This is a genomic window from Microbulbifer jejuensis, from assembly GCF_047289955.1.
GTDB lineage: Bacteria > Pseudomonadota > Gammaproteobacteria > Pseudomonadales > Cellvibrionaceae > Microbulbifer.
The window spans coordinates 65,657-85,510 of sequence record NZ_JBLBUB010000015.1; the positions used below are offsets into that span (position 1 = coordinate 65,657).

Here is a 19,854-nt window from a genome sequence, read left to right on the forward strand (position 1 = left end):
CGCTGTTCCCTGCAGCGCCAGCGCGCGCAGCCGCTCCAGCAGCACACAGGTACTGACGGGTTGAATCCAGCACCTCGTGTCCTATTAGACCTACCAGCGTATGGATGTCGATGCCGCTATTCAGCAAATAGGTGGCAAAGCTGCGGCGATGTGCGGTCCAGTCCGGCCTGTGTCGTACGCTTGCGCACCCCGTAATAAATCGTGTCGGCACTGATACGCCTGCTGCTGATATTGCCCCAGCGATCGACGCCGCGGAAGAGGGGGCCTGCCCAGGTTTCAGCAAACCCTGCCTCCTGCAAGGCTTCCAGCCACAGCCCAAGAATCTTCCAGGTTCTGCCCGGCAATTCAAGTTTCCGCTCACTTGTCGCCCTTGCCGACAATGCGGATACAGCGCTCTTTGTGGTTGATATCGCCAATATTGATTGCCGCCACTTTAGATCGGCGTGGCCCGCTGCCAAACATCAGCGCCAACATCGCCGCATTCCGCAGCCCGGTCAGGTCCTCTCTAGTCAGAGAAAAAATCCATCATTTCGGAGATTTCTTCCACTGGTAGCGCGCGCCAGGCGGGCAAGCGTTTGACCTTCGACCGTTTTACCGTGCGGATACCCTCTAACTGTTCAGCTATAGTCCAGAGATCGATGTTTAATTAACCGCCTTTTATCATATTTCAACTTATATAGATAATTGTGATATGTATATTGGGATGCTAGTATGTATCACAGATATAGTTAATAATCACTTCTGTGATATTCATAATGGACTCTTTGAGAGTCATGGCGGTAAAAAAAATATTTACTGAGCAGGAGTTGCAGCTTCTGCTTGATATGAATGCGATCCCTCCACATGGACAAAGAAATGCCGCGTTGCTTATGGGGGCTGTGTATTGGGGGCTAACGCCTTCAGAATTGAGCTTGTTGCAGTTGCAGCATGTGATGGCGCAAAGTGGAGAGTTTTATAGAATTTGGACTCTGCCGGAATCAGTTGCATACAATGGCGAAGCCAGGAAATTGCATACTGAAGATCACGTACTTCCATTTTTTGAGGCATACATGGAAAATCGAGTCGAGAGGAAGTTGTTTCGCAGTAACAAATCTTGGTACCGGTATTCAGATCCAGAAAGCTATTTTTTCCTGAATGATAGAGATAAAGAATTTCTCTTATCTCTCAGAAGTAAAAAATCTAGCGACCGTCAGCCAGTATCAATGAACTCCAAGCTGAAACAATTAATTGCGAAAACGCCTATTCAAGGTGCTAAGCCATCATCATTTCGAGATACTTTTATCAAAAAAATGTATGAGGGTGGTTGTGGATATATAGACCTTATGGCTGTAAGCGGGATCAAAGGGAAAAAAACCTTGGATCGAAAGATTAGGCCAAGAGAAAGGGAGTTGGAGAAGATTTTTCACGACCTATATAGTACGATCAGAATGCCTAAATGCAATTGAAGGTTAAAGTTCGATGAGCTTTTATATGAATAAGAAACTACTTTTTCAGTGCAGGCATTATATGACGCAGTTTGTGTTTGATACCGCCGCACTGGAAGATTCACCTTTCACATTGCCGGAGGTCCAAACTCTGTTAGATGGGATTACAGTTGGTGGGCATACTCTGAGCGAGCAGAACCTGGTGCTAAACCAGAAGGCCAGCTGGGAGAAGCTATTTGGACTGATCGAGACCGAACGCTTCGCAGTGACAAAAGAGGTGGCGTGCGGTCTTCAAGATCTGGTTGCCAAAGAAGAAGCCCTGGAGTGGGGCTGCTTTAGAACTGGCAATGTACGAATCTCTGGTACTGAATACACCCCACCAAAGCATGAGAACCTGGATGCTAGGTGGAACGAAATGATAGGCAAGCTGGGGACGATTCAGGACACCAAGGTACGAGCTTGCTCCCTATTTTTGCAGATGGCTCGCAATCAGTTCTTCTGGGATGGGAATAAGCGCACTGGCCGCTTGATGATGAATGGTGCCCTGCTGTCTGAGGGCATTCCCCCTATTTTGGTGCCGGCAAAAGCTAAACTTGAGTTCAATAATAAAATGATCCGGTTCTGTGACAGTGGCAATGAATCAGAAATGATTGATTTCTTGGCAAAGTATCACGTTGACTTTGGGTGATCGGAACCATTAAAGCCGAATAAAAGAAGAGTGCACAAAAACAAACGCCTTTCAATTGAGGTGGTAGAGGCGACGGTCACCCAAGCCTTGGGTACCCATCTTCTTCACCATGAAGTTGACACTGTCATTGACATTGACTTATCCAACTTTTTCGGAACCATTGATCACCAGATGCTCAAGGATATGTTGTGTGAGAAGATCAAAGATAAACGTTTTATCCGGTACATCAGCCGTATGTTCAAGGCCGGCGTGTTAACGGATGGCGAGTTGTCGATTAGCGATGAAGGTGTCCCCCAAGGGAGCATTTGCAGTCCGGTTCTTGCTAACATCTACGCGCATTATGTGATTGATACTTGGTTCCAAACGGTTGCTAAAAGACACTGTCGAAGGCGGGTTGAATTGTTTCGTTACGCGAGGGTGTTCAAAACTCTGTGTCAGCCAAGTAGCCTCATAGGCTGATATATTTCTCCAGGCGATCCGGGAAGTGGATCGTCAGCTGTGACAGCGTCAAGTTCCAGTTCTGGATCGGGTGCGTCCAGCGCTCGGAGGCTTTCAGTATATCGGCGTAAAGCAGCTTGAGTAAGCTGTTCTCATTGGCAAAGCCACCCTTGGTTGTAGTGGTCAAGTAAAAATGGACACCCAGTTAAGACGCTTTTCTGAATTCCTGCTGTTCAAACTTTACAGGACTCATGTAGCCAAGATAAGAGTGAAGCCTGTGGTTGTTATAGAACAAAATGTAATCAACAACCGTAGCTTTTACATCAGCTCTCATTTCAAAAATATAATGGTCAGTCTGTAGTGGCATAGTAAATTTGGCCACCTGACTTTGGGTGATAACATCACTCACAACGAAGATCAGGTGAATAAATGACCAGCACAAAAAGAAAATTTAGCCCAGAGTTCAAACTGGAGGCGGCTCAGCTAGTTGTTGACCAGGGGTACACGGTAAAGGCCGCGTGCGAAGCCATGGGCGTCAGCAAATCTACCATAGAGTCATGGGTGCGGAGACTCCGCTTAGAGCGAGGTGGTAAAACACCCAAAGGAAGCGCCCTGACGCCGGAGCAGCAACGCATACAGGAAGTAAATATCCACCGGCAAAGCCGGTGGCTTTAATTGTAGTAGTTCAGACTTGATCTGACAGTTACCGGTTTTTCTGACGGTGGTCTGTCAGGTCAGGTCAGAACTACTACATCTGAACTACGACAGATATGGAGAATATGGATCCACCTGAGCGATCGAGAAAAAATTTCAAACACGCCTTTTTCTTCCAGAAGCTGCACGCTCTCTGTCGTCTGCGTGAACATATTCTTTATCTGTCGTGCTTAGTTTTCCATGCCCCAGGTCTGCTGACAGATCTTTAAGCGCTCTACTTTCTACATCCATTGAGGCACCGGTGTGACGAAGCCAATGAGTTGAAGTGGCCAAGAGGACCTTTGCATCATCTTCAAAGCCATCTTGAGCCATATTTTCACTTGCCAAATCAAATGCATCCTGGGCCAGCATCGCGATTGTTCGTGCTCGCAGCCCTGGGTTATGTTTTCGCATTGAGTGGAGTAGGGGAGAGGACTCGCCAACTGCAGGCAATCCTTCCAAGCCACGGCTTAGACGATACCGTCTTAAATACTCAAGAAAGTCGACTGGTACGCTCACTTTTCTCTTTTTATTGCCTTTTCCAAACGCGATAAACCACCAGTCATCTTCCTCCCTGTAAAAATCCCCCATTTTAGGGCTCCAGTTTGACCGACATGACAATTCACTGACACGCAAATAAAGGCTCTTCATACCTGCAATGATAAAAAGGTGCCGCTCCCAGACCGGGTCTTCATCGGCCCTGGTTCTGGTGCTTTCTAAAACGTACTCCCACTGTAGTGCCGACAGGCGCTTAACCGAATCATTGGACACATCAACGATTAAGTGGGGGGAAGCCTTTTTGACGGCTGCAATTGCGTTCCCAAAAGCGTAATCTTCCTCGACCAGATGGTTGTACAAAACACTCAGGTTTGAAAACACCTCCCGAAGAGATTTCTGCGCAAGCACGTAATTACCAGAGTCTGGTTTGATATCTGTGCCTGGGGTGCTTCTAAGTAATTCTTTACGTTCAGCCTTACTTAATTTTACAACAAAGGGTCGCCATTTCTTATTGGGTTTTTTCTGGCCGTCCTTAGACTCAAATCTCCTGCAAACTTGAGTTGCAATCCAGCTTTTTGGGGGATTGACAACGAAATCAATGTACGCTTCGATGTCCCGCTTTTTCATCAAGGCTATAGATTTACCGTGAATACACCAAGCCCACAGTAAAAAACGTTCAGCTTCACTTCTAAACGCATTATAGGTTGCTTCAGATCGCCGACATTTGCTCCACAGAAAATCCTTTACATGCCAGTAATCGTCAGTAGCTTCCGGAACAGGTCCATCGGCTATCAAATCAACAAATGTCTTAACGGTGGAAATGTCTTTTGGAAACAGAGTGCTGCGCTTTAGAGCATAGAATGGGCGGTGGGAGTCAAATAGCGGAACCGCTTTAAAACACTGGGACATAGGGCATCGGATAGTGATTTAGTAACAGAAATCATACCATCCTTTATTTCCAATAGTAAACACTATTGGAAATAAAGGATGGTATTTTTCAAATGTCACTCCTCCTCTTAAAACATATCGTCTTGAGGCTCGGAGCTGTCCACATGCATAAAGCCATGTTCAGTATCGTATGGCATTAAAATTGCCAGCTGGTCGCCCTCTTACCTCGCGAGCAAAAAAGCATCAAGGACCTGATTTGAATTACCACACCGCCCTATTACCTTCCTTGTCTCACCACATATTGGTAAACTTGCCTTGCATTGCCCGGCTCACGGGTATCGAATCTTCCCCAATGACAGCAACCAACTTACCCGTAAAGTCCTTCTTAACTTTGTCTATCGCCGAGACATTCACGACGCTGGAGCGATGCACCTGCCAGAATGTGTCCGGCTCTAACTGTGCCAGCAACTTTTTTAGCGACGTCCGAAGAATGTACTCGACCTTTTTCCCCCGCTCCTGTTTGTACAAAGAGACGTACTTATCCTCTGCTTTGAAATAGAGAACATCTGAAAGAGCAATCAGGTGAATTTCCTCCCCTTTACTTGCTCTTATCCAACTCAGATATTTGGGCAATTGAGGCGTATTTAGCTGCTGAATTTGATTAATGAGCGCCCCCAAATTGGCGGGAGGTTCTGCACTGATAAGCTTCGTTTTAAGCTTTTCTACGCACTGTGCCAGACGTGACTCGGAGACTGGTTTAAGCAGGTAATCTACGGCGCTAGCCTCAAATGCCTGAACTGCATATTCATCGAAAGCGGTGATAAATACAATGTGAGGGTTATGGTCTTCTTTGCTGAGTCTTTTCGCTACAGACATCCCATCCAACTCAGGCATTTTTATATCGAGAAACACCACATCAGGCTGATGCTGTTCGACCATCTCCAACGCCTGCTGGCCATTGCTCGCTAATGCAACAACGTCAAGCTCCGGCCAATCCTCGGCCAGAGCGTTGCTGAGGTGATGACGAAGCAGAGGTTCGTCATCCGCAATGACAGCGGTGTGAGGCTTAGTTTGCATCCATTTTGACCTCAAGACTTTCCAGTGACGTGCGTAAAATCGTAACCTGTGCGACCACACCGCCCGTTAGGCTTTTCTTCAGGCTCATCAAAGCATTACTGCCAAACAAGGTGTTCAACCGTTGGCGAATATTCTCCAGCCCGATTCCCTGGCCGGGATGAGCATCAGCATATCCAAAACCAATACCGTCATCCAATACTTTAATGGTCACCTGTTCCTTAGCCTCAGAAGCTTCAACCCTGATCCATCCACCGGTAGAGCTGGGTTCGATTCCATGCTGTACCGCATTTTCGACCAGAGGCTGAACCAACAATGGTGGAATATTAAAGTTTTCTGAGCAATGATTAATGATTTCATATTTCAGTCGCTCACCTAATCGAATTTTCTGTATGGCGAGATACGCATCCACCAACTCCAATTCGCCCTCTAAAGTGGAATTGTGCTGACGACTCTGCTTTAACCTCTCACGTAAAAGTTCTGTAAGTTTTCCCAGCATCAGCTTGGCATTTTTCGCATCGCTGTCGATCAGCGCATTGATGTTGGCCAGTGTATTAAATAAGAAGTGAGGCTCAATCTGGCTTTGAAGCTGTTTCAACTGACTAAACAATAGCGCTTTTTCCTGCTCAGCCTGAATGCGTTTGGCTCGCTCTAACTCTTTCTGAGTCAACAGTTTTTGCTTATATGTGTAAAAATACAGAAAGCACGCCGCTAGAAAAATAAATCCAAGAATGATAACAGGCTTCATCTGGCTAAAATTAGAAAATTTTTCGTATTTACTTAGCCAGTAGTACGCATTAGCTGTACCCAAAGCCATTGAGCTGCCAATTGATATCACGCTGATCTGGCGCTTCGTCCATTGCCTGCTCGACCATTGCAACAGATAAGCGATGACGATAGCGCTGTACCCGTAACCAAAACTGATCAAAATATGCTCCCAGAGCGGGCTGAGCCAAATCGTGTGCGTCGCAAAGGCTATCACAAGACAAAACAAGGATGTTAAAGCGAGACTCTTCAATCCCTCGGAAAGATGCGTTGCAAAGTTTGTCATCAAAACTTCAAAACTTTCCTTTTAAATTTATAAAAATCATGCGCGTATCTGCGAGATTTGCATATACGGACGCATGGCTACCCGTCATAAAGCGAACGGCAAGTTCAATGTCCATCGAAACCGTTCCTGAATCGTATGTACTGTAGTTGAGCCACTGCGTCGCAATAATGCCACCATCTTCAGGCGAGTAAAGTAAATCAAATTTCGGTTCGAGGTTTCCTACCCACAAAATGTCTTTGCTCCACTGCCAGTGGCGCCAGCTTGTCGAATTTAGATTCCAGTGCAGCATTACATTATGCTGCACCAGATTGACCTGGTTGAGTCCCTGCGCATAGGAATATGCCAGGCTAACAGTTGTAGTTTGCTGTGACAATATATTCGCTCTCTCTAAAGCCTGAATCCATGCGTCCTTGCTCCATGCCCGGCTGTCGTACCAGTATTCAACAATGACCTGGTTGCCTGCTTCATTGGCCCAATTCAGCCCAATGAGCCCCTGAAAACCATCGCGTTGCGTCTCAACCGCAACGGGTGTAAAAAACGCTTGCTGCTGATAAGCGCGATAATCTTGCTGATAAAGTGAAGAAGCGTGCACCTCCCAGAAGGCATTAATCACCGACACCATTGAGCCCGCAATTAAGCCATGACGGACAGTATCGTAATACACAATACCCTGCCACTCTGTATCTCCCCGCAAGCTGTATCGCCGAATGCCGGCTCCTTGTTGCTCAGAGCCTTGTTTCGGCTCAGTAGAATCCAGTACCATCCAGTTTGAGTCGCTGTATAACAGGCTCCATTCTCCAGAGCGATCAAAGTAAGAAGCCATTGCAACCCCTACCCCTTCTTCGACCTGTATGCCCACCGGATTGCGGCGGTATGAATTAAAGAAATTCAAAGGTCGATAGCCGTAGCCAACACCCCAGTCGAGCCGGAGTTTACCTAGTGTCAACTCAACAGGAGATGCCCCCATATTCCATTCACCTTGCCAGAATAATTCCTGCACAATAAAGTCAGCGTCGAAGGTCTGAGCTTGTTCACTCGATGCAATCTGGTTTCCCTTAACTGCCAGCAGACCACTCCAGTCCTGCCAGTTTGCCTGCACACTTATCAGTCCTTCGAGCTGCTGCGTTTGCGACTCACTATGTGGTTCAAACCAGACCGAATCACGATGCTGTGTATTGCTGACAGTTACCATCCAGTCCCAGTCAAGATTTGGCTCAGCAATACAAATCGTTGAAGTCATAAAAAGTAAAAATATTGTCACACCACCTTTCATTTCATAACTCCGATAGCGCATTGCGAGTCAGAAACGCTGGAATATAGAACTTGTCTGCCAGTTGATGTGACGTAATCTGCTGATATTCAATCACGGTCTTTTTGGTCGGCTGTATTTTGTCCAGCAATGTCATACTCACCACTCTGAGGCGCCCTTCTCGCTCACCCTGTTCAAACAGTGCCTGCTTGGCTAACTTCCCAGACCTTAGGTACAACTCGGCTTTAAGCGGGAAGTCTGTTTTTGCAGCCAACCATAGTTCAATACGACCATAGCCGGCACCTTGGGTTACCGATTTGAGTGACAGCAGATTGGTTTGCACTGATTGACCATTGATAGTCAAGGCTTCATGTCCCGTCAGTGTCGCAGAATAGTCCCCACTCCAGGTAAGCGTAGAGATGTCCCCAACTGAAGCTTCTCCGAGTAGTTTTTGCATGGGTGTGATCCGGATTGGGCGGCGGCTCTTAGGCATCACTAACCAGTAGTTATCATCCAGCATCAGCATCTTCTGCCCGGCTTCAACAGGTGATTTGAACACCACCAGCGATTCCCGTTCAGGGCGGGTATAGACATTGTACTGACGTGTTTTATCCAGCACTTCATTCCGATAAAGTTTAACCAGGGCAACCACTTTGGAAAAGTCCGTATCCAGGCGGTAAGCATCGGCATTTTTGATCATCTGACTGACATCATTGGCCAGCGAATGCATACTGAAAACATACAGGCAGAGCGTTAATAAAATAAACTTAAGCATAAATCAATGCCTCCGTAATCGGTTTGTTAACACCTTTGCGTGCAGACAGCCAAGCGGCAAGAACACAAATCGCCATAACGCCTGCAATGCTGTACATGAAAAGCGTTGTAGAAAAATAGATATTGAGCGGGTAGCTCTCTGTCCTCCCAGGTGGAGGTGGCATCTGGACATCGACAAGTATCAAGACTCCACTGGTCACAATCGTCAGTACACCACCCAATAACGCTCCTATTCCAGCTAAGAGTGCGGCTTCTCGGATAAAGCCAGCCACTATTTCCGCAGGATAAGTTCCCAGCGCTGATAAGGTGCCGATTTCTCTGGTTCTCTCGGTTACTGACATTGTCATGGTGTTGAATAGCGCAACGAAAACTACCAGTGCCATCACCCCCCCCATGATGCCGAAGATTCGGTCGTACAAGCCTTTGACCTTGCTATAGAAAAATGCACGTTCCTGCCATGGCGTCACTTCCAGGGCCTGATTACGGGAGAGCGGTGTTAATGCATCTTCAACCCAAGCTTTCAACTCCATTGTTTTTTGCGTCTCATAAAGAAACACCGACAAAATACTAACTTTTTCATTGACCAGCAGTTCTTTTACAGAGCTGATATGGAGATACATTTGGCGTTTATCCCATTCAGGGATACCTGTTGAATAGATAGCTTGCACTTTGAAATCCAGTGCATTTAACGCCCCATGACTGGTCGTTACTAATACCGTGACCCAATCATCGACGGACACATTCAGGTTGCGGGCTAAGTCCACGGCAAGCATGACTTCTGGCTCTGCAGGGTCATAGCGTGATGAGCGGACATTTGACAGCGTTTTACCTTTACGCACATTTAGAAATGGGCCCTTCATGTCGAACTCTCGCTCATTAACCCCTGTGCCAACGAAAATGGTGGATTTGTTACCGTTGGAAACCAATCCGGTAAACTCAATTCTTGGTTGAATGCCACGAATATCGGGATTCGATATCAGGTGCTGAATCATCAACTGGCTGTCCTCTAAACCATTTGCCAGTGGCATCTCTTCGTCCCTTTCAAAAAAGCCGGGCATGCTGATAGTCAGATGGCCGGTATCACGCGCAATCGACTCTTTCAGTGATTCATAGGTATACAACCCAAACCCACCAGCAGACGTCAGAGCAAAAACAGCGATCGTGATGATCAAAACGGAAAGCAGGCTGCGACGGCGGTTGCGAAGCAGATTGAAGAACGCAATGCGCACAGATTGTGGAACTAGCTGGCTCATTTTTCACTCCTTGCTGACCTTACCGTCGGTCATTGAAATGATTCGATCACACTGCATCGCCATCTTCTGATCATGTGTCGCCACCACAAACGTAGTTCCCATTTCATGGCCCAGCGCTTTCATTATTTCAATCACTCGTTGAGCGGTTTTACTGTCGAGACTGGCAGTTGGTTCATCTGCGATGACAAGCTTCGGCTTATGGACCAATGCCCTTGCAATGGCAACACGCTGCTGTTGACCACCAGAAAGATGGCCTGGGCGATGATAAGCAAACTTTGCCAACTCCACTTTGTCGAGTATCTCAATCGCTCTTTGCTTTTGTTGTTGCGCAGAAAAACCATTGAGCAATAGTGGATAAGCAATGTTTTCCCAGGCACTCATAACCGGCACCAGATTGAATCTCTGAAACACAAAACCCATCTTAGAACGCCTCAGCTCCGCTGCCTGTTGTGCTCCTTTGGGATAGGGTGCGCCTCCAAAAGTAACTTGTCCCTGATAGTCCATGTCCAGCAAGCCAAGGAGGTTAAGCAACGTACTTTTGCCCGATCCTGAAGGGCCACATAAGGCAACCATCTCTCCGCCACTGATTGTTCCCTCCACATCGCTAAGTGCCACTACCGGCTGCCGGCCTAAATGGTATTGTTTTCTTAACTGTTGAAACTGCAACATCTCATCCCCTTACGCTGCGTTATTAGCCATAGCCAGCGCTTGCAAAGTCATTGGATGACTGGGGTTGATCGCCGCCATTTGATTTGCCCAAAGCTGCGCCTGTTTTGGATCTTCTGCGCGTATCGCTGCCTGAATTGCATAGATAAACACCCAGGAAATCGCATCAAATGGTTGAGCGATGAAATCCACATCAGATAGGAGATCCATATAGAGGTCATAACCGCGTTCGAAATGATTAAACATATCCGGTAGTGAGGTGTATGTGTTCGCAGCAATCGCCTTGGCTAACACTGCCTCTGGCAAGCCCTGACGGATCTCCTGCAATGGCAGAGGTGTGGTTTTATCAGACAACAGGCCCAGACCCTTGGCGATAGTACCTAGCCCTTGCTCGACATGTTTCATCTTGTTCCATGGCAAAAATGCATCTCGCCCCATCAAGGTTTGCGTGCTGCCAAGATAAACTAATGTGAGCGCATCGGAACCTTGATGCTCGATCTGGTTTTGCAACTGGTTATAAACGATGTCTACTTTGTCTTTATCACCCTGAGCAGCCTGATTGTACCGTTCAATTAAGGCATCACTGGGAGCAGCGATAGCTTGTGCCCCTGTAAGTAGGCACAGGCTTAAATAGTGAGTAGTCTTCATCTCGTTATTCCTTATTCCTAACTGATGCTCAAAGGTTAACGGGCGGTTGGAGATGCTGCTGTCGCTTGCGATGAATGGTTCATATCTGGCGTTAACAGTCAAAATAAAGCGTCAATGGCGATAATTTTCTCAGCTAATCAGGCATGTCTGGCAATCAACAGTTATGATCATTAAAGTAGCGTCATGATCGTTTATCGCATTGAACGGGCTGCCGGCAAAGAGCCAGCTCTCCCTGCTCAGCGTGGAAGAGTAGATGACCTGCTCTATACCGTCCTTGCCGATGGTCAGTTTGGTACATCAATATTGCCGAACTCGCCACTGATGAAAAGTTGACACAAACGCGCCCTCAATGCTCTCTTGTTCCTGCCGAATGACACTGCCCCTTCGCTCCAGGGTCATTACAGTCGCTTCAAGACCATTACGAACGGCCCGTTGGAAATATTGAAACCTTCTGCCCATTGCGCTGCTTTTTACTAGTAAAGCAAGAGGGAAGAATACCCCTCTGCCAGGATCGTATGAGGCATGGATGCCGATTACGAGCGTACAAGGATGTATTCACAGCGTGTCTTAGGAGAGGGGTATTCTTTCCTTCCGACCCGGTAGTATGTCTTTAAATTATGTTGGAATTTTCTCCGGCGCAGGAAGAGCCTGTCTTGACTGTGCGCTGAATACTGATTATCCGCACTAGAATTTTCAGCACCTCGGCTGGGCACACATGTGCCATTATGCACAACCCCCCCTTCCCTGCCTGTTTTCTCAAAACACAGGAAAAGCAAATTGCGCAGATTCAATTCACAATTGACATTACAGAAAGCCGTTCGGCTCAACACTCGAAATTACTACATCGCAAGATTCATAAAATTTTAACTTAATTGTCATTTTTCTCCCAGAGAATAGCGCCGCTTTCACTTTCACCACAAAAACGCAGCGGAAAGCGATAAACCACACCCAGAGTCGTTTTCTCAGGCCGCTTCACAATGAGGAGAATTAGATGAAACTGTGCTCTTTTCCTTGCAGGCTTTTATCTGCCGCAGTGATCTCGGCGATGACCGCCGCACCTGTGACCTTTGCCCAGGAAACCAGCACTGCCATCCGCGGTAGCGTGACCGGTGGCGATGGCCAACCCGTGGATAATGCCAGGATCACTGTTATTCATACCCCGTCCAACAGCCGCCGTGACATTCTTTCCAGTGAATCCGGCCGCTTCAGCCTCAACGGCCTGCGTGTGGGTGGCCCCTACAGCATCCGTGTGGAATCCGATAAGGGCGAACAAGTTCTGAATGACCTCTACCTGGCTCTGGGTGCTCCTCTCACTCTGCCTATCAATCTGGGCAGTGCAGACCTTCCGCTAATCGACCTCGAGGAGGTGGTGGTATTCGCCGATGCCGAGGTCTACACCAACCGCGGTTCCAGCAGTGTATTCGGCGAAGACCAGATCACGAATTCGGCCACGTTCAACCGCGACCTCAAGGATGTGCTCCGTTCCAACCCGCTGGCGGTTGTCAGCCCGGACGGTGTAGAACTGAGCATTGCCGGCACCAATCCCAAGTACAACTCACTCACCATCGACAGTGTGGGTATTAACGATACTTTCGGTCTTCAGTCCAATGGCTACCCGACCAACCGCCCACCCATTTCCCTGGATGCGGTGGGGCAGATTTCCATTTCCTATACGCCCTTTGATGTTCGCAAAGGAAAATTCAGCGGTGGCAACATCAATGCCGTGACCAAATCCGGCACCAACGAATTCCATCGCAGCGCCTTCTTCGAGTCCGTCCCCTGGGCAGGAACTGCACAAGACGACAGGTTGCCTGATGACGGCTCAGTAACCGAGTACGATATCGATAGCGACGAGGAAACCTATGGGGCTACTTTTAGTGGCGCACTGATTCAGGACAAGTTGTTCTTCTTCACTTCCTATGAAAAATGGGAAGAGGATGTTGTATTCAACTACCATCTGGACACATTGGAAGGTCACGATGTGGATCCGGATGAGCTGTCACGTGTGCTGAACATTATGCAGGATGTCTACGGCGCGAGTGATTCAGCGGGCTCGGCGCCCCCCGCGGACAGCGACGAAAAACTGCTGGTAAAACTGGACTGGAATATCAGCGACAATCACCGCGGGGACTTCACCTATAGCAGCCAGGAAAGTCGCGCTGCCCGCAACTATACCGACAGTGATAATACGCTCAATCTGTCGTCCAACCTCTGGAACCAAGCCCAGGACAACACCTTTTACACTTCACACCTCTTCTCCGACTGGAGCGACGCCTTCAGCACAGAAGTGAACTTGTCCTACAAGGAGTTTGAACAGGCCTCCCTGACCAACTCCAACTGGGGCGAGATCAATATCAGAACAGCCAGTGGCACCATCGTTGCCGGCCAGGATGAAAACCGTCACGCCAACGAACTCGCCAATGAAGTGTGGAATTTCGGTGTGCACGGCATCTACATGGCCGGCGACGTCCAGTACCGTTTTGGTGCGGAAATTGAAGATACCTGGAACTATAACCTCTACGGCCGCGACGCCGCCGGTACCTGGAGTTTCGACAGTATCGACGACTTCGAAAACCGCCGTGTGGCCAGCCTGGAATACAGCAATGCCTATACCAACAATATCCAGGACATCGCCTACGACGTAAACGGCACCACCTATGCACTCTACGGCGATGCCACTCTGGAGCCCTTTGCCGGCTTCGAGCTGGTTGCCGGCCTGCGTTACGAAACCCTCAGTATTGACAGCGCGCCCAATCGCAACAGCAATTTCGAGGCAACCTACGGTTACTCCAATACGGAAAACCTGGATGGCCATGATATCTGGTTGCCGCGGATCGGCTTTACCTGGGAATTGCGTGACGACCTGACCCTGCGCGGTGGCGCCGGCCGTTACAGCGGCGGCATGCCCCTGGTGTGGGTGTCCAATGCCTATACCAATGACGGCACCACCAAGGATTCCGTCTACCTCACCAGTCTGGACCCGGTCGTTGTGGACTTTACCGGAGTACCCCAGCTGGCCAGGGACGCACTGGCACCAGGCGCCGGCAGCACCAACAGCATAGATCCGGATTTCAAACTACCGTCTGACTGGCGCTACCAGTTGGCCGCCGACTACACCTTTGATATTCCCGGCCTGGGCGCAGACTTCAACTGGACCACCGAGTTGACCTATGTGGAGCGGGAAAATGCCGTTTACTGGCGCGACCTGTCACGGGTGGACAATGGCAAGCGCGTTGGCGATCGCATCATCTGGGACAATATTTACGCCGGTACCGAGTTTGAGGGCAACTACGACCTGGAGCTGACCAATGTGGACAACGGTGGTCGCAGCATCATCTGGACCACCGCCCTGAACAAGACGTTTGACAGCGGCCTCTCCTTGAATCTGTCCTATACCCACCAGGACATCACCGAGGTCAATCCGGGCACCAGCTCCACTGCGGAGTCCAACTTTCAATACGAAGTGGTGGAGAATCGTGGTCTGCCGCTGGAAGGTACCGCCTATTACGAGATTGAACACCGCTTCGTACTGAACCTGGGTTATCGCCAGGAGTTTGTGCCGGGTTATGCCACCAACTTTAATCTTTTCCTGGAGCGCCGCTCCGGTCGCCCCTTCTCCTGGACACTGGGTGCTTTCAGGGACGATGACCTCGGTGACCAGCCGAGCTTCGATGACTCTGACATCTACCTCCCCTATATTCCCTCCGGCGAAGGCGATTCCATAATGGACTTCGAAAGCGGCCTGAGTTATGCAGAGATTATGGAGATTGCACGGCAGGCGGGCGTGGCCGGTTATGCCGGGGGGCAGGTGGACAAGTATTCCGACACCATGCATTGGGTAACCACCATGGATCTGGCCATTACCCAGGAAATGCCCGGCTTCCTGCCGGAGCACCGCAGTGTGATCTACCTCACCATAGATAACTTCGCCAACCTGTTGAATGACGACTGGGGTAAGGTGTACGACCTGGAATTCCCGCAGCAGATACTGTTCGATTACGACGTGAATGAAAGCGGCCAGTATATCTACTATGAGCCCTTCGGCGGTCTGAATACCGACAATTACGAACGCTTTCAGGTTGAGCAATCCACCTGGCGTGTGAAGCTGGGGCTGAAATACACCTTTTGATTGCCTATCGGAAGTATTCAGCGCCGGTGCTTAACGCCGGCTTTTTCACCTACAGGCATCGCGGACAGTGGAATTCCAGCTTTGCAGAAGGCGCATTCATCTAATTAGACGGGAGCAGCTATGACCACCCAGAAACAATATCGACAAGGTATGCGCTTTTGCACAACACTCTTGGCAACACTATTTGTAATGGCACAGTTGCTGTGGTTTGGTTTTGCGCACAAGGTACATTCAGCGCAGGACAATCCAAGCGTCTGCCTGACCCTGTTGCATACCAACGACAACCACGGCCGCTTCTGGCACAACCAGCACGGCGAGTACGGCATGGCCGCGCGCAAAACGCTGGTTGAGCGGATCCGCGCGGAGGTCGCGGCCGAGGGCTGTCACACATTGCTGCTCTCCGGCGGCGATGTGAATACCGGCGTACCGGAATCCGATATGCAGGATGCCGAACCGGATTTCAAAGGCATGAGCCGCATGGGCTACGACGCCATGGCGGTTGGCAATCACGAATTTGACAACCCGCTTGAGGTCATCAGAAAACAGCAAAACTGGTCGAGCTTCGATTTTCTCTCGGCGAACATCTATGATAGTGCTGGTGAGCGGCTGTTCAAGCCCTACAAGATTTTTGACAAGGGTGGGATGCGTGTTGCCGTTGTTGGCCTGATCACCCGGTCCACTGAAAAAATTGGCAACCCGCAGTATGTGAAAGATTTCAGTTTTGTCCTGCCGGAGAAAGAGATGAGACGGCTGATGCCAGGGCTGCAAGAAGAGGCCGACCTGGTCATTGCACTTACCCATATGGGCCACGATATAGACTCAGTCGGTACCGACGTCGCCCTCGCCAGGGCGGTGGATGGTATCGACATTATCGTGGGCGGCCATTCCCAGCAGCCGGTATGCACCGACACCCGGGGGGAACTGGTTGCAGATTACCAACCAGGCGCCCCCTGCAAACCCGATTTTGAAAATAATAGCTGGATAATGCAGGCGCATGAATGGGGCAAATATGTCGGCCGGGCAGACTTTATTGTCGGCAAGGACACCGTTCAATTGGTTGACTACCGCCTGATACCGGTCAACCTGAAAACACCTCAAAGCGATAAACAGGCGTTCGTACAATCCAGGATCAAGCCCGACGAGGATCTGCAGGCTTTCCTGCATGAATTCCAGGACAAAGGCGGTGCTGCCCTGCGCGAGGTCATTACTCGCGCCGAGCAGACCTTTGACCGTCGCGATAAGCGCGATTTCCCCAACGTCAGCCCACTGGGCAGCCTGATTACCCAAGCTTTCAGGCAGTTTACCCGCGCGGATATCGCCATCACCAATGGTGGCGGCATTCGCGATAACCTGTATAAAGGTGATGTCACCGTCAAATCGTTGATGCAGGTGATGCCCTTTGCCAATACCGTGGGCTATGTGGATTTCAATGGCAGGGAGCTGCGCCAGTACTTGGAGGCGATAGCGCTGTTGCCCCGCAATGAACGCGGAATTCAGTTTAGCGGTATCTCTCTGACAGGTGATGGCAATCTTACCCTCGGCGAGGACAAGCGATCCCTTGATCCCGACCGGGTCTACCGGCTGGCCACCAACAGTTTCCTGGCAGCGGGCGGTGACGGTTATCCGCCCCTATTGGGCAAGCCCACTTACGTGGATAGCGGTGTTGTGGATTTTACTACGGTGCGGCAACTGCTCGCAGGGCACCGAAGCATATCGCCTGAGGAATTTTAACCGGTACGGCGCTCTTCGGCATGCATCTTCTCATGTCGGCGATTTTCATTTTTATTAAATTTACTAATCCTTTTCTATATCACTTTAGGGAGTTTCTCAGCCATTTAAGCAAAATTAAACAAAGAACGAATGCAAGCAGAATGACGACATACTACTGGGTCGGAAGCAAAGAATACCCTCCTCTCGGGACACGCTGTGAATACCTCCCTGTACGCTCGTAATCGGCGTCCATGCCTCATACGGTCCCGAGAGGAGGGCATTCTTCTCTTCCGTCTTGTTAGTAAGTGAGGCTTATTTAACCAGCACTCTATTTGCGTTGGTACGACCAAAGTCGCCGCTTCGCGGCAACTTTGGCGGTATGGCCCCCTTTAGGTGCTGCCGCCGCAGTTTCACCTTTGGGTGTTTTCGTTAAAGCTTGGTCCAGGCATCCCGCCAGTGCATACTACTGCCTGGTGCATACAAGGAGTTTGAGCACCAGCCAGAATAAGGCCATGGCTTGCACTCATATAAAGCACTGTCGCTGCCGATCACGATTTCACCAGCATTGTAATTGGCATTGCTGTCGTACTGTGGATACTCACCCGGAGGAGTGTCACTACCGCCAGCCTTAACAACAAAATTGGTATTGTGGTTTATCGTTTCGCCAGTTACTGTTGTACCTGTCACCGTCAATGTATAGAGACCGGCTTCTGCATTGTTGATGGTCATTGGCAGGTTGGCAGTGCTGACAACCGCCAGGCTGTGATTACTGACAGCAGTTCCATTCTGATCAGTAATTCTGACCATAAGATCCATCGCTTCGTTTACAGCAACATGCAGAGACAGGTTTACCTCACCATTGTTCGCAGTGTACTCAGCAGCAACAGCGGAAACGGTTATCTTTGCATCAGGCGTTGGTTCACTACCGCTGCCGCAAGAGCTGTCGGGCACTTCACGCCATACACCCCATTCTCCGGTGGTTCCAGGCTCCTCACCCCTGGTCCACCAGCCAGCCATCCACTGAATGCCGTTGTGAGAGACTTCGTCGCCTTGTAAATAAGTGGCATTGGACTCCCAGGGGTTGGCACAGCTAGAGCCGTCGGACACAGTCACTTTCCGCTCAGCGGTTACGGTTTGGCCCGCACTGTCGGTAACGGAATAGGTGAGTGTGTATACACCAGCGATTGCGGTATTTACAAAACCAGACACTCGCACAGTAGCTGTCAGGTTGCCGTCTTCAGCATCACTGGCAGTAATACCACTCATTGCATCAAACGGCGTGTTTAACAGGATAATAGTGCTGGCAACACCGGAAAGCACAGGTTTCAGGCTGTACACTTCGACAGAGCGAACAACAGAAGTCGTGTTATTGTCAGCATCTGTTGCATGATAAGTGAGTGCATAGGTACCAATGGTATGGGTATCCACATAGCCATCAACCCGAATAGCGCCAGTGAGATCACCGTCTTCAGAATCCCTGACGCTCACGCCAGCCAGAGCATCAAATAAACGCCCCTGCAAAGTACGGACATCCTGAATTCCTTTAAAAACAGGTTTGCCTTCCACTGCTGGTGGCGGAGTTGGTGAGTTACTGAGGATAAATGGGCCGTAATCTTTGATAAACCGTTCGTTATAGAGATTGCCCGATGCATCGGTGCCCATGTCCCAATTGATAGACCAGGTCATGACACCACGAAGGCCCTGACCTTGTGAATCTAGGCGCTCAAAAGCGTTGTACAGTTTTTGAGGGTCTTGAACAAAACCAGTAGCTGCCGCATCATTATTGGAAGGAATGCCGAATACCAGCTTGTCGTGAGGAATTTTGTGGAAACCTCGAGTGCCGTTTACCAGAGCGTCTGAAATGTAGTAAATGAATTCTTCTTTCAGAGCATCGTTATTCTGGGCAATCCAGCCAACACCTTCAACCCAGATACCATCGCCACCCTGATTGTAAAACTGGGGATTGATCCAGTCGTAGTAACCTTCAAGATGTTCAATATAGGGAACGTACCTGCCACTGTTGGTCAGATAAGGAAATTCCGGGGCCATAGTGATCAGAAAGTTTTTACCTTGCGCCCTGTAGTGGTCTTTAACAAGGCGTAATGCGGCAGGAATCACCGTCTGATTATCCGCAGCGGTGATAGCTGCCTGCTCCAGGTCGATGTCCAGACCATCAAAACCGTAGCGATCAGTCAGGCGGATGATTTCATCTGCGAAAGGCTGCTCGTCACCTGCGCTTAATTCAATATGAGCATCCGCTCCGCCCAGAGCAATCAGGACCGAACGCCCCTGGCTGTTCAGTGCACCAATCTGATCAATAAACTGTTGTTCTGAAAGACCAATACCCAGGTCTAACTGAAAGGTAGGAATACGCCCAGCAGAGGTATTGAAAACCTTCATGAAAGAAACATTCACCACATTGTACATCGGATCGATTTCATCCAGTGTGACACAAGGTGCGTTTCCGCCTTTGTATCCTCCGCCATCACACCAGTTGTGCCAATAACCCACCACAACACTGCTGGCTGGGTTGACCATGGCGGCACTGTTGGCCTGTGCCATAGCGCCTATCGCAATTGCTGCTGCAGAAGTGGCAATTTGTAAAAATGTATGCTTGAACATATGCTTGAACCTTGAAGGTTAATAATGCCCAAAAGAAAATATCACACCA

The 19,854-nt window shown here is 49.3% G+C and carries 16 protein-coding genes and 2 pseudogenes; 6 read left to right on the forward strand and 12 right to left on the reverse strand.

Features of this window, described 5'->3' with window-relative positions:
- Positions 1 to 116: 116 nt before the first annotated feature.
- The gene (locus tag ACL7TT_RS11330; protein WP_413395505.1) at positions 117 to 344 is read right to left on the reverse strand and encodes a site-specific integrase; all 228 of its coding nucleotides are present in this window, start codon (positions 342 to 344) and stop codon (positions 117 to 119) included.
- A gap of 429 nt (positions 345 to 773) precedes the next feature.
- Here ACL7TT_RS11330 and ACL7TT_RS11335 point away from each other — a divergent pair, with 429 nt between their 5' ends.
- The 3 genes from ACL7TT_RS11335 to ACL7TT_RS11345 are packed head-to-tail and all read left to right on the forward strand — an operon-like array spanning position 774 to position 2,571.
- Positions 774 to 1,445 carry a site-specific integrase gene (locus ACL7TT_RS11335; RefSeq protein WP_413395506.1) on the forward strand — a complete coding sequence of 224 codons (672 nt, stop codon included), beginning with the start codon at positions 774 to 776 and terminating at the stop codon, positions 1,443 to 1,445.
- 25 nt (positions 1,446 to 1,470) lie between these two features.
- Positions 1,471 to 2,112 carry a Fic family protein gene (locus ACL7TT_RS11340; protein WP_413395507.1) on the forward strand — a complete coding sequence of 214 codons (642 nt, stop codon included), beginning with the start codon at positions 1,471 to 1,473 and terminating at the stop codon, positions 2,110 to 2,112.
- A gap of 30 nt (positions 2,113 to 2,142) precedes the next feature.
- A complete protein-coding gene (locus ACL7TT_RS11345; RefSeq protein WP_413395508.1) occupies positions 2,143 to 2,571 on the forward strand; it encodes a reverse transcriptase domain-containing protein in 429 nt (142 codons plus the stop codon).
- On the opposite strand, the pseudogene ACL7TT_RS11350 reads toward ACL7TT_RS11345, so the two are convergent.
- Both ACL7TT_RS11350 and ACL7TT_RS11355 read right to left on the reverse strand, forming a co-directional pair.
- Positions 2,561 to 2,743 (reverse strand): annotated as a pseudogene (locus ACL7TT_RS11350) (IS256 family transposase); the annotation flags it as partial. The gene ACL7TT_RS11345 and the pseudogene ACL7TT_RS11350 overlap by 11 nt on opposite strands.
- 12 nt (positions 2,744 to 2,755) lie before the next feature.
- Positions 2,756 to 2,917, reverse strand: a complete 162-nt coding sequence (locus tag ACL7TT_RS11355) for an IS3 family transposase (protein ID WP_413395609.1) — start codon at positions 2,915 to 2,917, stop codon at positions 2,756 to 2,758.
- A gap of 62 nt (positions 2,918 to 2,979) precedes the next feature.
- On the opposite strand from ACL7TT_RS11355, the pseudogene ACL7TT_RS11360 reads away from it, so the two are divergent.
- A pseudogene (locus ACL7TT_RS11360) lies at positions 2,980 to 3,195 on the forward strand (transposase); the annotation flags it as partial.
- 165 nt (positions 3,196 to 3,360) lie between these two features.
- Here the strand turns inward: ACL7TT_RS11360 and ACL7TT_RS11365 are convergent.
- The 8 genes from ACL7TT_RS11365 to ACL7TT_RS11400 form a co-directional block, all read right to left on the reverse strand.
- Positions 3,361 to 4,650 carry a tyrosine-type recombinase/integrase gene (locus tag ACL7TT_RS11365; protein WP_413395510.1) on the reverse strand — a complete coding sequence of 430 codons (1,290 nt, stop codon included), beginning with the start codon at positions 4,648 to 4,650 and terminating at the stop codon, positions 3,361 to 3,363.
- 270 nt (positions 4,651 to 4,920) lie between these two features.
- Positions 4,921 to 5,706, reverse strand: a complete 786-nt coding sequence (locus tag ACL7TT_RS11370) for a LytR/AlgR family response regulator transcription factor (RefSeq protein WP_413395512.1) — start codon at positions 5,704 to 5,706, stop codon at positions 4,921 to 4,923.
- Entirely contained in the window at positions 5,696 to 6,754 is a 1,059-nt protein-coding gene (locus tag ACL7TT_RS11375) for a sensor histidine kinase (RefSeq protein ID WP_413395514.1), read from the reverse strand. The genes ACL7TT_RS11370 and ACL7TT_RS11375 overlap by 11 nt, the downstream gene beginning before the upstream one ends.
- 7 nt (positions 6,755 to 6,761) lie before the next feature.
- Complete coding sequence (locus ACL7TT_RS11380) at positions 6,762 to 8,027, reverse strand: hypothetical protein (RefSeq protein WP_413395515.1); 1,266 nt, start codon at positions 8,025 to 8,027, stop codon at positions 6,762 to 6,764.
- Position 8,028: 1 nt separating this feature from the next.
- Complete coding sequence (locus ACL7TT_RS11385) at positions 8,029 to 8,778, reverse strand: outer membrane lipoprotein-sorting protein (RefSeq protein WP_413395517.1); 750 nt, start codon at positions 8,776 to 8,778, stop codon at positions 8,029 to 8,031.
- Positions 8,771 to 10,030: an ABC transporter permease gene (locus tag ACL7TT_RS11390; protein ID WP_413395519.1), complete on the reverse strand. Its 1,260-nt coding sequence runs from the start codon at positions 10,028 to 10,030 to the stop codon at positions 8,771 to 8,773. The genes ACL7TT_RS11385 and ACL7TT_RS11390 overlap by 8 nt, the downstream gene beginning before the upstream one ends.
- A 3-nt stretch (positions 10,031 to 10,033) precedes the next feature.
- Positions 10,034 to 10,699, reverse strand: a complete 666-nt coding sequence (locus tag ACL7TT_RS11395) for an ABC transporter ATP-binding protein (protein WP_413395521.1) — start codon at positions 10,697 to 10,699, stop codon at positions 10,034 to 10,036.
- 9 nt (positions 10,700 to 10,708) lie between these two features.
- Positions 10,709 to 11,344 carry a hypothetical protein gene (locus ACL7TT_RS11400; protein WP_413395523.1) on the reverse strand — a complete coding sequence of 212 codons (636 nt, stop codon included), beginning with the start codon at positions 11,342 to 11,344 and terminating at the stop codon, positions 10,709 to 10,711.
- A gap of 991 nt (positions 11,345 to 12,335) precedes the next feature.
- On the opposite strand from ACL7TT_RS11400, the gene ACL7TT_RS11405 reads away from it, so the two are divergent.
- A complete protein-coding gene (locus ACL7TT_RS11405; RefSeq protein WP_413395525.1) occupies positions 12,336 to 15,473 on the forward strand; it encodes a TonB-dependent receptor in 3,138 nt (1,045 codons plus the stop codon).
- A gap of 120 nt (positions 15,474 to 15,593) precedes the next feature.
- The gene (gene ushA / locus ACL7TT_RS11410) at positions 15,594 to 17,204 is read left to right on the forward strand and encodes a bifunctional UDP-sugar hydrolase/5'-nucleotidase UshA (protein WP_413395527.1); all 1,611 of its coding nucleotides are present in this window, start codon (positions 15,594 to 15,596) and stop codon (positions 17,202 to 17,204) included.
- Positions 17,205 to 17,612: 408 nt separating this feature from the next.
- Here the strand turns inward: ushA and ACL7TT_RS11415 are convergent, their stop codons facing one another.
- Positions 17,613 to 19,805 (reverse strand): immunoglobulin-like domain-containing protein, encoded by a 2,193-nt coding sequence (locus ACL7TT_RS11415; protein WP_413395529.1) that lies wholly within the window; start codon positions 19,803 to 19,805, stop codon positions 17,613 to 17,615.
- Positions 19,806 to 19,854: the final 49 nt, after the last annotated feature.

What these genes read in the sequence shown, in the direction of transcription:
- ACL7TT_RS11375 (WP_413395514.1), bottom strand. Translation starts at nt 6,754, where the DNA reads ATGACAAACTTTGCAACGCATCTTTCCGAGGGATTGAAGAGTCTCGCT.
- ACL7TT_RS11355 (WP_413395609.1), bottom strand. Translation starts at nt 2,917, where the DNA reads ATGCCACTACAGACTGACCATTATATTTTTGAAATGAGAGCTGATGTA.
- ACL7TT_RS11380 (WP_413395515.1), bottom strand. Translation starts at nt 8,027, where the DNA reads ATGAAAGGTGGTGTGACAATATTTTTACTTTTTATGACTTCAACGATT.
- ACL7TT_RS11335 (WP_413395506.1), top strand. Translation starts at nt 774, where the DNA reads ATGGCGGTAAAAAAAATATTTACTGAGCAGGAGTTGCAGCTTCTGCTT.
- ACL7TT_RS11400 (WP_413395523.1), bottom strand. Translation starts at nt 11,344, where the DNA reads ATGAAGACTACTCACTATTTAAGCCTGTGCCTACTTACAGGGGCACAA.
- ushA (WP_413395527.1), top strand. Translation starts at nt 15,594, where the DNA reads ATGACCACCCAGAAACAATATCGACAAGGTATGCGCTTTTGCACAACA.
- ACL7TT_RS11365 (WP_413395510.1), bottom strand. Translation starts at nt 4,650, where the DNA reads ATGTCCCAGTGTTTTAAAGCGGTTCCGCTATTTGACTCCCACCGCCCA.
- ACL7TT_RS11395 (WP_413395521.1), bottom strand. Translation starts at nt 10,699, where the DNA reads ATGTTGCAGTTTCAACAGTTAAGAAAACAATACCATTTAGGCCGGCAG.
- ACL7TT_RS11385 (WP_413395517.1), bottom strand. Translation starts at nt 8,778, where the DNA reads ATGCTTAAGTTTATTTTATTAACGCTCTGCCTGTATGTTTTCAGTATG.
- ACL7TT_RS11415 (WP_413395529.1), bottom strand. Translation starts at nt 19,805, where the DNA reads ATGTTCAAGCATACATTTTTACAAATTGCCACTTCTGCAGCAGCAATT.
- ACL7TT_RS11370 (WP_413395512.1), bottom strand. Translation starts at nt 5,706, where the DNA reads ATGCAAACTAAGCCTCACACCGCTGTCATTGCGGATGACGAACCTCTG.
- ACL7TT_RS11405 (WP_413395525.1), top strand. Translation starts at nt 12,336, where the DNA reads ATGAAACTGTGCTCTTTTCCTTGCAGGCTTTTATCTGCCGCAGTGATC.
- ACL7TT_RS11390 (WP_413395519.1), bottom strand. Translation starts at nt 10,030, where the DNA reads ATGAGCCAGCTAGTTCCACAATCTGTGCGCATTGCGTTCTTCAATCTG.
- ACL7TT_RS11340 (WP_413395507.1), top strand. Translation starts at nt 1,471, where the DNA reads ATGAATAAGAAACTACTTTTTCAGTGCAGGCATTATATGACGCAGTTT.